This is a genomic window from Paenibacillus jiangxiensis, assembly GCF_046098255.1.
Taxonomy (GTDB): Bacteria; Bacillota; Bacilli; order Paenibacillales; family Paenibacillaceae; genus Paenibacillus; species Paenibacillus jiagnxiensis.
Genome location: NZ_JBJURI010000036.1, coordinates 12,645 through 26,771 on the forward strand (window position 1 = coordinate 12,645; position 14,127 = coordinate 26,771).

Sequence of the window (14,127 nt, forward strand, 5' to 3'; positions counted from 1 at the left end):
TTACAGCGTTGCGCTTGGCTGCTCTACCTGAGCTGGAATGACAACCGAATAGCGGAATAAAGGCTTCCACTCATAAGTCATCGTTTCATGGCTCAGCTGCCGCTGTAATTCCTCCCAATCCCTGACCGTGAATCCCTTGGCCACCGACAAAGGCCCGTCATGCCGGATATATCGGTTGCGGGAAATGATGCGGGTCGTCATCCACACTGCCGTATAGGCTATAGGATGCCGGTGAATGTCGTTTATAACGACACCGTATTTGGACGCACGCAGCATACGGGATACGATATCCACGAGCTGCTGTCCGTCAAAATGGTGAATGAACTGGCAGCCTGTCACGATGTCCGCCGAGCGCTCCGGCAGCCCCAGGACATCTGCACGCTGCACCCTAACCCGCGGCTCATTCCGAAATAAACGCCTTGCCTCCTGGCACGCTTCCTCGGTCATGTCGACAAGCGTGATTTCAAGTTGTATCCCCTTCCGGTCGGCCCATTCCAGCAGCTTGCGGTTGACGTCGCCCGATCCTGCGCCTGCATCCAGAATGCGCAGGAAAGCGGGAGTACCGGCCGCTTTCCACAGCCGTTCCACCCCCGCCAGCGTTGGTCCTGGTGCCGCGAATATTTTGTTCAGCCGCCTAAGATGCTGCAAAGCTTCGCTCAACTCTTCTCCTCCCTTGGAGAAGTCATCCATCAGCTCATCTTCCCGTGCCCTCGCCGACAAAGATCTAAAGAAGGACATGATGCCGCTCTTTGGCCGATAGCGAATACGACGGCACATAAGTAAAGCGCATAAGCTCGGCTGTCAATCCCGGCCCGAACGCCATGGCCACTCCCGCAGCGGATTCCCGCCCGTGGGCTTTCATATCCGTACACATTGCGTTCAGTACGAACATAATGGTGGCTGAGGAGAGATTGCCGGCCGTTCTTAATATCTCCCTGCTGTAATGGGTCTGTTCCTCCCTTAGATTCATGATATCCTGCACGGCGTCTACAATGCCCCTTCCGCCCGGGTGGATGGCCCACAGCTCGGGAAGCTTGTTCCCCTGCAGCAGCACTTGCAGCTCTTCCCCCAGATGGGCTGCGAGCAGCTTCGGAATACGGGGCGACAAGTAAAGGTCAAAGCCTGTATTGCCAAGCTCCCATATCATCTCCTCCGTTGAATCCGGGAGCAGCACGGAATAGCCTGAGCCCAATGTGAGATAATGCTTCTGACGTGGACCCGGATGGCCGATCACGCAGGAGGAAGCCCCGTCCCCGAAAAATGAGGCAGCAAACAGTGCTTCCCGCTCCTTAACCGGCTGTAAATGAAGAGTGCATAACTCCACACATACGACCAGCACTTTGGCTTCCGGAGCCCCTTGAACGACATCCCGTGCCATCTGAATCGCTTTTAAGCCCGCGGCGCATCCCTGGAAAATAAGCGGCAGCCTGTTGACACGTGGAGATAATCCCATACTGCGGATCAGCATCACATCCAAACCGGGCTGATATTGGCCTGTACAGCTGACGGTAATGAGATGCGTGATGTCCTCCGGCGCAATACCGGCTTCCTGAAGGGCCTCCCCCGCAGCCTTTTTTCCCAGAGCAAGCGCCTCCCGCTTGTATGTATTCATTCGTTCCGCGGTAGAAGGAATATCCAATGCTTCGCTGGAAGATAGATAACGGCATTCTTCAATAGATGCCAGATAATTGGGTTCACAGGTGTAGCGTGCCTCCACACCGCAGGATTTGAATATTCTTCTTGCAAAACGCGCCAAATCCGAGCGTTCGCGCAGGGATGAGGCGATAACTTCCGCAATCTGGGACTGGACCAGGGAGTGATCCGGCAGTGCCGTCCCCATTCCCAGGATCGCTATATCGGATTTGCTGACCGTTGGACTCATATCCCAACCTCCTGTGTACATTCGGAATCGATCATGATTACCCGCAGCAGGGCAACTGGAGTCCTGAATGCTGAACTTTACTGAGATTAGGATAACCCACATATGGAAGCTGTATCCAAATCAAAACTCTGCCGTATAAACAAGTTTGGATATGTAAAACTAGTGCTGTATTTCACATGAAAGCCAGGAAAACTGCGTCTGGGTATACCCGCCCATCACGTGATCGGGGACATACCCAGACGCAATAATCCTAATCCTTCTAAGACCTTAAAAAGAGCAGTCTTTCTCCTTTTAGATCAGGAAGGATCTGGTGATAATCACCAGAAGAATGAACAAAACCAAAATAGCGCCTGTGGAAGTCCACAGTCCTCCTCCGCAAGATCCAGCAAAAGCACTCATCTTATTTCCTCCTTTGTGTAATGGTATATTTCAGTGTATGTTTGAACGTATTTTTAGAGAGGGCGTTTCGGCAATAAAAACTGCTTTAGGCGGCATAATCAGGCCTCTACACGTAAACTGGCGTCAATGTAATTGCCTTCGATGGGACAGAAATCAATGCCGTTCAGAAAGGCACTGGTCAGCATGTTTCGGGAATGTCCATAAACAGTGATCCGCCCGGCCTGAACGAGCTGGACGGATCGATGAAGGGGGCATTATGAGCTGCGCTTTAGATAGCGTGTGCTTTTTTTCAGAGGGGCCTTTCTAATCACATAAACGATCTTTTTCCGAACAACCGGCACTTTCCGCACAGCATATTGCAGCGTTTTTCTTCTCGACAACGGCTGACGATTCGACAACGACTGGCGAGTGACCCGTCTTGCTCTTCTTAAGGAGCGATATCTAACTCGGGTTCCCCTTTTCTTCCGCAGTCTTGGTCTTAACCGCAGCCTTAACGATCTGCGGCGTTTCCGCTTGACAGGGGTCGCGGGAGTTTGCGGCAGGATCGTGGTCGGAACTGCAGGAAGCGGATCCGTATTCTTAGGTGCCGGAGTTTCCGGATGCCGAGCTTCCGCGTGTTGGGATTCCACATGCTGTACTTCCGGAGCTGGCGGCACAGGCGTGTCAACCGGAGGCTGCGAAGCTGCGGCTTCTACTTGCGGTTCAGCCGCGGGCGCTGGCGCTGGTGTAAATGCTCCAGCCCAAGGCGTCATGGCAAGGAATGAATTATAGAGCGGTGCAGCGGGTGATTGGTCATTCCACCACTTGTTGTCTTCTCCGGCGAAATGCACGATTTTGTTTTCCGGATCAAGGCCTTCGTGAGCGAATGTATTAAAGCGCTGATCCAATTGCAAATAGTTGGAGGCATACAAGGAGTTCAATACGTCTTGGTCAGGCATAGTCGTCGTTGGATAATTGCGCAGGAAATTGAGCATTTCCTCATACCATCCCGGTTTATTGCGGATATTATCCAAATGAAACAGAATGACGCCTGAGTTAAAATATACCGCCCCGTTTAGCCCCATGGAAGCAAAATATTCATCCAGGTTTTGCCCCTGATCCAATATTGCGCCCAGATAATGTCCCCCAAGGTCAGTACTCCACAACTCGTTAATATCCGTATTGACCCAAATGTCGCAGTCCAAATAAATGACTTTTTCGGCCGGAATAATGTTTGGCAGCAATAAACGGTACATACTGGCCACGGTCCAGTGGTCAATCTTATGAACCTGGGCCGAGGCCTGAACCATATCCTCTGGAACGGACACAAAATAAAAATAGATGTTGTGATTAAACCCCTCAGTGAGTTGAGTAAGCTTAAATTTGTTTTCTTCAGTTAAGGTTTCATCATACAAAATGTGTACATTGACCGTTTGCTGGGTGTTGGAAAAAATGGATGCAAGGACAACACCAGCATGCTGCGCATATTTCCCGCTCCGGTCATTAAGCGTTAATACCAGTTCAACCATTCTCAAGGATCACCTACCCCTTAAAGTATCATTTGGCATAGTTGCCTGTTGTATTGACTACTTTAAGTGTATGTTTGCCCTTGTGACCGGATTGGACTAATTCCCTAGTGGATCTCGATTTATTTTAAATCCTTCTGCGACGAGGGATTGATTCTGGTCACCGATGCTCGGTCACCCAGAATGTGACGAGCTGGCAAATCCTGAATTTCTTGTTCGGCAAGCTGAACATTTGAGCCAAAGACACTTCCTTCTGCGTGGATATTAAACAAGTGAACCTGATCCGTTAAAATACTATTGCTAAGAATACACTCTTCGACGACGCTGTTCGGGCCAATATATACATGAGGGCCGATGACGCTATTTGCTACACGTGCGGTCGGATCCACCTGAACCGGGGGAATCCATTTTACGGAGGTACTCATGCCTGTCGGGTTCTCGAAGTTCATGGGATCATGGTCCATTTTGTAACGATTGGCCTCAAGCCACCGCTCATGCGTTCCGATATCAAAAAAGGGTGCTGACGTGATGCTGTATGCGACATGCCCGCCTTCTGAAATTAACGCCTGGATGGCATCCGTGATTTCGTATTCTCCACGCGCAGAAGGAGTAAGACTCTCAATGGCAGGCCATATGGCAGCAGTAAAAGCATATACCCCGACAATTGCCAAATCGGACTTGGGGTGCTGGGGTTTCTCCTCCAGCATAACGATTTGTCCATTTTCAATGACGGCAACCCCGAATTGCCGGGGGTCCTTGACATGCTGCAGCAAAATTGAAGCAACTGCGCCGGCTCCATCCAGAGATTGAATGAGCGGTTCGACTTCTCCCTCATATAAATTATCGCCAAGCATCAACAAAAATGGGGAATCCGCCATAAAAGCCTGCGCGCTTCTGACAGCATCCGCGAGCCCCCTCGCCTCATCCTGCAGCAGATAAGTTAATGAAGCGTTCCAGCGTGCTCCATCTCCAATCGTTTCCCGGATCTCGTTTTGCGAAGGACTTACTACGATGCCGATCTCTGTAATTCCGGCCGCCACAAGCTTTTTAATAATGGAGACAAGAATATATTCACCGTTAACAGGAAGCATACACTTCGGTTTGGTATATGTCGAAGGCTGAAGTCTTGTCCCTTTCCCGGCACACAGGATTAATCCTTTCATACGTAGCATCCCCCTATTCTTAAAATCTTCCTTTCTAGTTACATATTATGCAAAAGATATGATTAGGGTTGGGTATATACTAAGCAGCAAAGACCCTATTAATCTATGATGTTAGGTATTCCCCTTCCTTCATTAAATAAAACGTATTAAAAAAAGGTCAGCCAGATCATTCTGGCTAACCTTTTAAATACGCGCTCTTAAGCCTCAGGACTGATGCTGGAACTGGCTGTACCATTTCGGGACCAGCAGCCCGAAGCCTTCGTGATCCTCCATGACCTTGTGAATCTTGGCCATCATGAGCTCCAGCTCCTCCGGTTTCACTTTTAGAATCCAGACAACCGATGAGATCAGCGTCATGGCGAGATACAGTGAATACAGCCGCCAGAATTGCTGGTCTGGTTCTCTGCCTTCATGATAGCCGTACAGTTCCCCAACAGAAAATGGAACGCTGGCTTCAGCGCTGAACATCCCAACCTTCACAAACTCATGGACAGGGTCTCCCCAGTCGTAACTGTTGAAATCGATGACGCCCGAGAACCTGCCATTCTTAACGAGAAGATTGCCAACATGAAAATCGTCATGCTGGAACAGACTTGGTCTATCCTGCATGATGTGCAGATTTTCATCAATAAAGGAAAGCAGCCTTTCCTCATCCCTGATCGAGATTCCACACTTGTTATACTCTGTCCGGTAACGGTGATGCTTCGCAGCCATTCTTTCATGCCAGGGTGTGAGTTTGTCAGGGCAGCGAATCTGATTGATTTTTCGCAGCTCGAGACCCGCCTCCATACCGATATGAAATTGTTGTTCTGGAGTCAGAAGCGGCAGTTCCTCTGATGCGTCGTTCCCTTCAATAAACGAGATGATCATATAACCCATGCCATGATCAGACAGAACACCCATTTCAACTGGTCTGGAGCATCTTACCCCCAGTTCCTCCATCCATGTGAGGCTTCTGAATTCCAGCCGCTTGTTATTTTCCCGCTCGATGCCGAAGGTTCTTAATATGTAGCAAGGGCATCCGCTGCCGTCATACACCACATATTTATCGTCGCTGGAGTATCCCTTATGGATTTTTTCAAGTCTTGAGCTGCTGTGAAGAATTGGAATCCGGCTCCGAAACAGTTCTAAACGGCTAACATCATTCATACCATCTCCCCCCAATAACTTAATGTTACTCAAATTTAACTGCGTAAATGCATCATTGACTCATTTAACGTTCAATCGTTTCCAACGCTTGCCTCAAGTCATGGATAATATCATCACAATCCTCTAACCCAACCGAAATTCGAACATTAGATAAGGATAGAAAGCTTTTAACTCGCTCCATCGTCCATCGCGCACATTACAAAAATGTAGTTTCCCCCGCCCTGATCTGAACCGGCTCCCCGTCTGCCGAGAACCATAGCGTAAAGGCGGTCGGATTATACACAAAGCTGCAATCACCGGCAAAAACAAGCTGCCGCAGCGCTTTTAAGTAAGACACGACCTCCATATTGGTAGCATACCAGATGTCGGAACGCCCTCCAAGCAGCCCGCAGAATCGCTCCATCATCCCCCAATTGCCGTCATTATCGAACTCATAGCTGTGCCCCCAGACATACAGAAGAAACATCGCGTTTGTCTTGGACAGCTGGATAAACCGTTCTCCCTTATCCAGCAAATCCCCGTTGTGATGGCATGTCGGATGCCACTGCAAAAAGTTGTCAGGCAGGCTGAATTGGCCATGGGATGCAATGGTGCGGGCATACTCAATCCCGAATACCGGCAACTTCGCGCTGAGCGTGCTGTTATAATAACCGTTGGGGTAGGCCATTCCGCGTACCGGAGAGCCAGTCAGCGCTTCCAGCGCGATCCGGTCTCCCAAAATTTCCGGCGCCAGCTCCTCGTCCGGTACGAAAGTCAGCGAGGGATGTGTCACCGTATGTACGGCAATTTCATGGCCTTTGTACAGCCCGGCAGCTTCCTCTGCAGAAATCCTGTCTTCCCTGCCCATCAAGCCCGAATTCAGATTAAAGGTTCCCTTGATGCCATGTTCGTTAAATATCCGTACCACTCTCCGGTCGGCACTCTTGCCATCGTCATAGCTCATCGTGAGCGCTTTTCGCAAACCTCCAGGATAAAGATCCAGCTTAATTTGTCTCTTCATGATCCTGCTCCTTTCCTTCTTTTCGTGCTGTCTGCAGCTCATCAACGGGACAGACTCGATGCAGCGTCTTGTCAAAGCGGTTGCCTTCGAGAACGCCAATCAGCGTATTCGTAATGTACACCTCGACTTCGTTGCCCTGCCGGGACAATATCTCACTCGAACCATGCCAGCGGTAAGGAGACCACGGACGCACGCCGAGTGAAGAACCGTTTACACGTATTTCTGCCGTATCTTCAATATTCCAATGATCAAACTCCATCGAAAAGCCGGATTCCGTACGGGATACACCGGAATGTCCCCTAGTCTGGTTCCCTGCCCCTTGCAGCACAGCCTCTTCGGACTTCCGCAGCTTGCGACGAAAACGGAATGTGCCGGCATAATGCGGATAACCGGGGTATGGCCCTGCCTGCAGGACGGGTACTTCAGAAGACGGGGCCATAAGCACGGGCACGCCATCCGTCCCCCAATGGACACCAAAGTTCCCCCGAATATACAGCGGATCAAGCAGCCCATCCCAGTCCCTAGTCACAGCCACCTTCAAATTCAGCACATTTCGTCCCAGGCGCAGCAGATGACCGATTTCGCAGGCGATATTGTCGTGATCGGTAATTTCGTTCCTGTGAAAATGTCCGGGAAGCAGCTCTTGCCCATTCATGGTGATGCTCCACTCTCCCGCTATTGCAGTACGGTCCATAAACAGCAGCGCATCCGGCAGCTCATACTGAAGATCAAATGATGTCTCATATACACAATGAAACGGATAGGCCAGCCCCGCTTTTTTCGGGACACCGAACTCCTGCCGGAAAACAAAGGGAAGACCTCCATCCTGGGCCAATGGCGCTACCTGTTCAATAAAGGTTTTGCAGGCTACCTTATAGGCATCAACTACAGTTGTACCGTCATCACGCAGCACCTTCAGTAAAAAATCTCCCAGCCGCAGATTGTTGGGCTGGAGCGCTTCTATTGTCCAAGGGCCTTCCGCCGACATTTGCAAGGCAATGCTCTCAGCTTCATTCATCTTATTCGTTCCCGAACTGCTAGAGAAATCCAGAACGGAGAAATCAGCGGCTGACCCGGGTGCAAAAAGAAATGCCTGCGACTCATATCCATCAAAATGCAGCCTCAGCACGGCCGGTAAACTGCCAGTATCAGGCAAAGAATGCACTTCCCCCGTTTCCAGGTCAAGGCGCGCGCATCGCAAAGTCTTGCCGCTTGGTTCCGTACCCCCGTCTGACTCCGCAGCTCCGCTAGTGAATAAACGCTCCGGCCATAGCCTCAGTTCTCCTTCCGCCGCCTGCCCTTCCTGATTGCTGATAAATACAGCGACCATTTGATCGATAAGACGTGTATGCACCAAAAAAGATCTGCAGGGCTGATCCGGAATCCAGCGGACTGCCGCCGGATAAATCTGTTCCAAAAGCGCGGTTACAGTGCCGGGCATATCTGCTGAGCTGTATGGCACAAAATAAACGCTGTCCCTGCCCTTCAGCCAGGGTGTGTCTCCGGCATACGGCTTTTCTTCCCAGTAATAAGCCTCCGGCCGCTCATGCAGACCGAACAGTTCCATACATTCTTCAGCAGCGGGAGAGTGCTCCTGAATCGGGACATGCGGCAGCAGACCGGCGGCAATGACCGTGCCTCCCTGCTCCGCAAAGCGTTTCACCTGCTTCCAGGCTGCACCCTCGATATTCAGCTGTGGCGGCATGAGCAGGACATCGTATTGGGCTGTCCCCAGCTCGATCCGCCCGTCAGTAATGCGGGCTTTCTGCAGCATTTCAGGGTCCAGATGATCGTAATCCATTCCTTCCAGCAGCAGACAGGTGCTCAGCGCCGTCCAATCGTTTTTTAACCGCTCCAGCCTGCTTGCTTCTTCTTGATCCCTCCCTCCATAACCGAACCTGTGCAGCGGATTGCCCATCAGCGACCACAGCGAGGTGACAGGATCGAGAATCGCAATCCGGATATGAGCTTCGCCCATGCCCATCAGATAAGCCAGCCTGCCCGCATAATCACCAAGCTGGCGAAAATACGGCCAGTACGGATTTTGCAGAAACTGCGATGGGGGTGCATCATGCTTCCTCAAGCCGCCGATCGTGTAGAAGAACGCGTGAAAATTGAAAAAGTTGGTGCCCAAAGCCGCAAGCCGGTCCAGCATCCATTTGGCGTCCTGCAGGGTCATTGACCAGCCTACACTGTGAAAGCATTCGATCAGGCTGCGTTCGCGGGACATCTGCCTGGCCAAGGAGCTGACCATTTTTGGATTGGTGCGGAAGGATACTGCGTCTTTCTCCAGTATCTGTCGCAGCGGCACACCCGTCTTCTCATGCGCTGAATCCCCGCCCGGAACGTGGCTGAACAACTGCCCGGCCATGCGGAAAGACGGCACCTCTGCGGCGTACTGCAGTCCTGCATCATGACACCATCTGCCAATCGTGCGATGATACGATTCACGCAGCATCAGGTGCAGAGTCTGAAAATATTGATAACGGATAGCCGCAGCATCCGGAAAATCCCCGTACAGCAGTGCGGGCAGCAGCGGCGGCAGCTCACGCCCGCATTCCTTGCGGTAGCGTTCCGGCAAACGGGCTGACCAGGGCAGCGAACCCAGCGGGGCGATTTCATCCGTGAACATGCCCTTCACCGTCGCCCCAAATTCCTCCCCAAGTGTAGCTGCATAACGTTCATGCGTAAGGGTAATAAACGTGGCAACCGCCTCCTCATGGCACGGATCGGACAGGTTGCCGTAATATTTGAAGTTATGGAGCTCCTCCTCCAGGAACACGATGATTTCCCACAAGCCGGGCGGGGCTTGCCAATCCAGCCGAAATGCGGTGTCATAGGTAAAAAAACGCTTGCGGTTATAGGAGGTCAGCCCCGTCTCCTGATACAGCTGGTGGGGCTGTACACTGCCGATCCGCTCACGCAGATCGGCAGCAGCCGTCCAATCCCTGCTTCCATCTGTCCGGATGGGCACCGCACTTGCGTACAGAACGCGCGCCCATGGCAGTTCCATACGTATCCTCTCGCCGCCGTGAACACGGGCGGTACGGTGAACCAGCAGCCGCTGCACCGCTTCCGGCAGCTCCAGCGTCACCTCCCCGCCGGCCATGCCGCTCGGATACGGAAATTCATCATAGAGCCATACCTGCAGTCCGGCGGACTTGGCAGCCTCCACTGCTGTCTTCACTTTGGCGAACCAGTCCTCCGACAAATACGGAATGTCCAGCCCCTGCCGGGCGCAAATCATAAAGCCGCCTATGCCCTTATCCGCCATCTCCTGAATCTGGCGGATGATTTCGCTGTCCTCCATCCTGCCGTTCCAGAACCAGAACGGATGAATTCTCCATTCCGGTCCCGGGTTATGGAATTCCGTGCCGCTCCACATCGCTTTTCCCTCCTCTTATTTGCCAAGTTCCGCGTACAGCTTGTTAATTTCCGCGATATATTCGTCCCCGCCGCTGCTGCGCCACAGCTTGATGGCTTCCTCGAATCCTTTGTCATCGATCTGTCCGACAATATATTTGGTACGGGCATCATTGATGATATTGTCCATCTGCGCTCCTTTGCGGGCATACACGTCGGAGACGAGCGGCTCTGCCGGGTTCGGCACTACGATATCCAGATTCGCCTTCTGCACCTCTGCCGTTTTGGCCCGCACCGGTGTCGGCTTGACAACCTTGAAGCGGTCCTCGGGCAGGAACATGAGCATCTGATTCAGTCCCTGCACATCCTTGAGTTTCACTTTATCCGTTGTCGGAATGACATAGTCCCCTTCAAGGGTATACTGCTCGCCCTCGATGCCGTTGCTCAGCAGCACCTGCATCTCTGCATCATTCAGCTTATCCAGGAAAGTGAGTACCTCCTTCAGCTTCTCTTCCGTTGGCACCGTGCTCTTGGAGATTGCGATCATACCGTTATAACCCGATGTAGGCATAACTCCGAGCCCTTGGGGTCCTTCAACGGTTCCCATCACATCAATCACTTCCAGGCCGGGCGCCTTGGCCTGAATTTTCTCATCAATCCGTTGACCCGCATCGGCCACATCCACCATGACTCCACCTTTATTGTTAATCATTTCGTCGGGCATTTTCAATGCATCCATGACAGCAAAATCCTTGTTGACCAGCCCTTCACTGTACAGCTTGCGGAAAAACTTAAGCGCTTCCATATATTCTGGCGTCAGATGCGCAGGCTGCAGCTTGCCGCTGCCATCTTCGCCCCATTTATTCGGAGCTCCGAACCAGATCGACATGTTATCCCATACCCCGTTGTATTTACTGGCGACCAATCCATAGGTATCGTCCTTGCCATTCCCGTCCGGGTCATTCTTCGTAAAGGCTACCAGCATCTTGTAGAAATCATCAATTGTTTTGGGCTCCTTCAATCCTGCCTTGGCGAGCCAGTCTTTCCTGTACACAATGCCATTGCGCCCAAGCGGCCTTGCGCGGTAAATGCCGTATACCTTCCCGTCAATGGAAGTGTTGTTCATCACGATTTCGTTCATTTGGCTCAAATTCGGGTAATCCTTCAGGTAGGGCGTCAGCTCCCAGAAGGCGCCGTTGCGGGCAGCGTTGATGAAGCTTGGGGATTTGCTCAGCACCACCATCAGTTCAGGCATTTTACCCGAAGCAAGCGTAATATTGAACTTATCCTCATACGAGCTGCTTGGAACCCACTCTACATGAACCTTTTTGCCTGTGTACTCGTTCAATTTCTGTATGACAGGACCGTTGTCATCCGGCACATCCGTTTCAAAGGCCGGCAGCATCACCGTAATATCGTTAACATCTGCGCCTTCCTCCACCGGTGCTCCAGTTCCGCCGCATGCCGCCAGCATACCTGCCAATAGCGCGGAAGCTAGCACTGCCGGGAAAGTCTTTTTCCAAGAAAACATAATATTCGCCATTGCCTAAACCCCTTTCAACTCATTTAAGAAAAACGTTAACCTTTAACCGAGCCGAGCAGAACACCCTTTGCAAAATATTTCTGCAGGAACGGATACACGATCAGAATCGGCACCGTGCCGACGACGATAACCGCCATCTTGATGGACTGCTCAGGCGGCTGCACGAAATTCGGATCAAGTGCCCCGATGTCTCCCACCGTTCCCTGGGACAGCAGTACAATTTGGCGCAGCAGCACCTGAAGCGGCCATTTCGTGCTGTCTGAAATATAAAGCAATGCCTGAAAAAAGTTGTTCCAGTGCCCCACCGCGTAAAAAAGCGCAAACGTCGCAATGACCGGTTTGGACAAAGGAAGCACAATGCGCCACAGTACGCCAATATCGTTGCAGCCGTCAATGCGGGCGGCTTCTTCCAGCCCAGGCGGCAGCTCCTGGAAAAAGTTTTTGATGACAATCAGATTGAACGCGCTGATCGCTCCGGGCAAAATGAGAGACCAATACGTATCCAGCAAGCCGAGCTCTTTGATCACCAGATAGGTCGGAATCATGCCTCCGCTGAACAGCATAGAGAAGATGACCAGATTCATGATCAAATTTCTTCCGCCAAGATCGGTACGTGACAGCGGATAAGCCATCGTCATGGTGAACAGCAAATTGACAAGCGTTCCCACCACAGTTACATATACCGTGACGCCAATGCTCCGGAAAATGGATGATGACGAGAAAATGTACTCATAAGCTCCTAATGAAAAATCATGCGGGATGAGAAAGAAACCGCGCGCCGTCAGCTCCGCTTCTGTCGCAAAGGAGCTGCCGATGATATAAATGAACGGCAGCACAGTGGCGATGCCGAGCAAGCCCAGCAGCAAATAGTTAAACACATCGAACACACGCCCCGCGGGCGTATTAAAGCGTTCATGCATGCTTCAAGACCTCCTTCCATCAGTAGATTCCGGAATGACCGAATTTTTTTGCAATTTTGTTGCTGGCAAGCACGAGGATGATGCCAACCACGGATTTGAACAGCCCGACCGCTGTACTGTAGCTGAACGAGCCTTGGGTGATGCCCAGCTGGTACACATAAGTATCAAACACATCCGCGACTTCACGGTTCAGCGAGTTCGTCATCAGGAAGATTTGCTCAAAGCCTGTATCGAGAAACGAGCCGAGCCGCAAAATGAGCAAAATAATGATCGTGCTGCGGATGGCGGGCAGCGTAATATGCCAGATGCGCCGGAAGCGGCCGGCGCCGTCCACGATGGCTGCTTCATACTGCTCCATATCCACGCCAGCCAGCGCGGCCAGAAAGATAATTGTGCCCCAGCCCATCTCCTTCCAGATCATCTGTACGATAATGAGGGGCCTGAACCAGTCCGGGTCTGACAGCACATCGATTTGCCGGCCTGTAAAAGCGGAAATCAGCTCATACAAGATACCGCCTTGAGGGGTAAGAAAAATATAAGTGATGCTTGCAATAATGACCATCGAAATAAAATGAGGCACATAGATGAGGGTCTGCACCGTTCTTTTGAAGATGGCCCATCTCAGCTCATTCAACAGCACGGCGACAATAATGGGTGCCGGGAAAAAAAACACCAGATTATACACGGCGAGCAAAAACGTATTGCGCATCAGCCGCACAAAATCGGGACTTGAGAAAAAAGTGGTGAAGTTGTCCAGCCCGACCCATTCGCTTCTGGCCATACCGAGAAACGGCTGATAGTTTTGAAAAGAAATCAGCACACCCCACATCGGAAGATATTTAAAGATAAGAAAATACAGCAATCCCGGAAGCAGCAGCACATACAGCCATTTATTCCTTTTCCATTGCCTCACCATGCGCGACATTACTCCGTCGACAGCCGTATGCCGCATACCGGGGCCATTCATGTCCTTCTGCAGACCTGCTTCTGCTTTTGTACGCATCCCTGAGCTCCTTTCCACCGTAGACTAATGTAAACGTTTGCAAAATTATGGTTTAAGCTTATTCACAACATCTGTTTTCGGCAACGTCACTTTTTTGCATGGAGTCCATGTCAGGAGGAAAAGGCTGATACAAGGGCTTATTCCAGAATTGTTTCGTACAAAATTGCGCGGGAATTTCACTTTTTTGCCAGTCAGCTTAA

The 14,127-nt window shown here is 51.4% G+C and carries 12 protein-coding genes; all 12 read right to left on the reverse strand.

Annotated features, from left to right (window positions below; translation table 11 throughout):
* Positions 1 to 738 (reverse strand): methyltransferase domain-containing protein, encoded by a 738-nt coding sequence (locus tag ACI1P2_RS26530; protein WP_355325302.1) that lies wholly within the window; start codon positions 736 to 738, stop codon positions 1 to 3.
* Positions 725 to 1,882, reverse strand: a complete 1,158-nt coding sequence (locus ACI1P2_RS26535; protein ID WP_355325305.1) for a type III polyketide synthase — start codon at positions 1,880 to 1,882, stop codon at positions 725 to 727. The genes ACI1P2_RS26530 and ACI1P2_RS26535 overlap by 14 nt, the downstream gene beginning before the upstream one ends.
* A gap of 291 nt (positions 1,883 to 2,173) precedes the next feature.
* The gene (locus tag ACI1P2_RS26540; RefSeq protein ID WP_355325308.1) at positions 2,174 to 2,281 is read right to left on the reverse strand and encodes a YjcZ family sporulation protein; all 108 of its coding nucleotides are present in this window, start codon (positions 2,279 to 2,281) and stop codon (positions 2,174 to 2,176) included.
* Between the two features lie 254 nt (positions 2,282 to 2,535).
* A complete protein-coding gene (locus ACI1P2_RS26545; RefSeq protein WP_355325432.1) occupies positions 2,536 to 3,789 on the reverse strand; it encodes a glycosyltransferase family 8 protein in 1,254 nt (417 codons plus the stop codon).
* 119 nt (positions 3,790 to 3,908) lie between these two features.
* Complete coding sequence (locus ACI1P2_RS26550; protein WP_355325311.1) at positions 3,909 to 4,949, reverse strand: sugar phosphate nucleotidyltransferase; 1,041 nt, start codon at positions 4,947 to 4,949, stop codon at positions 3,909 to 3,911.
* Positions 4,950 to 5,153: 204 nt separating this feature from the next.
* On the reverse strand, positions 5,154 to 6,098 hold the full coding sequence (locus ACI1P2_RS26555; RefSeq protein WP_355325314.1) for a phosphotransferase family protein: 945 nt from the start codon (positions 6,096 to 6,098) through the stop codon (positions 5,154 to 5,156).
* A 64-nt stretch (positions 6,099 to 6,162) separates the two neighbouring features.
* Positions 6,163 to 6,279, reverse strand: a complete 117-nt coding sequence (locus ACI1P2_RS26560) for a PLP-dependent transferase (protein ID WP_355325316.1) — start codon at positions 6,277 to 6,279, stop codon at positions 6,163 to 6,165.
* A 15-nt stretch (positions 6,280 to 6,294) separates the two neighbouring features.
* Positions 6,295 to 7,098, reverse strand: a complete 804-nt coding sequence (locus ACI1P2_RS26565; protein WP_355325320.1) for a polysaccharide deacetylase family protein — start codon at positions 7,096 to 7,098, stop codon at positions 6,295 to 6,297.
* Entirely contained in the window at positions 7,082 to 10,483 is a 3,402-nt protein-coding gene (locus tag ACI1P2_RS26570; RefSeq protein WP_355325323.1) for a hypothetical protein, read from the reverse strand. The genes ACI1P2_RS26565 and ACI1P2_RS26570 overlap by 17 nt, the downstream gene beginning before the upstream one ends.
* 15 nt (positions 10,484 to 10,498) lie before the next feature.
* Positions 10,499 to 12,004, reverse strand: a complete 1,506-nt coding sequence (locus ACI1P2_RS26575) for an extracellular solute-binding protein (RefSeq protein WP_355325326.1) — start codon at positions 12,002 to 12,004, stop codon at positions 10,499 to 10,501.
* 35 nt (positions 12,005 to 12,039) lie between these two features.
* The gene (locus ACI1P2_RS26580; RefSeq protein ID WP_355325329.1) at positions 12,040 to 12,924 is read right to left on the reverse strand and encodes a carbohydrate ABC transporter permease; all 885 of its coding nucleotides are present in this window, start codon (positions 12,922 to 12,924) and stop codon (positions 12,040 to 12,042) included.
* A 19-nt stretch (positions 12,925 to 12,943) separates the two neighbouring features.
* Positions 12,944 to 13,876, reverse strand: coding sequence for an ABC transporter permease (locus ACI1P2_RS26585; RefSeq protein ID WP_355325435.1), 933 nt, complete (start codon positions 13,874 to 13,876; stop codon positions 12,944 to 12,946).
* Positions 13,877 to 14,127: the final 251 nt, after the last annotated feature.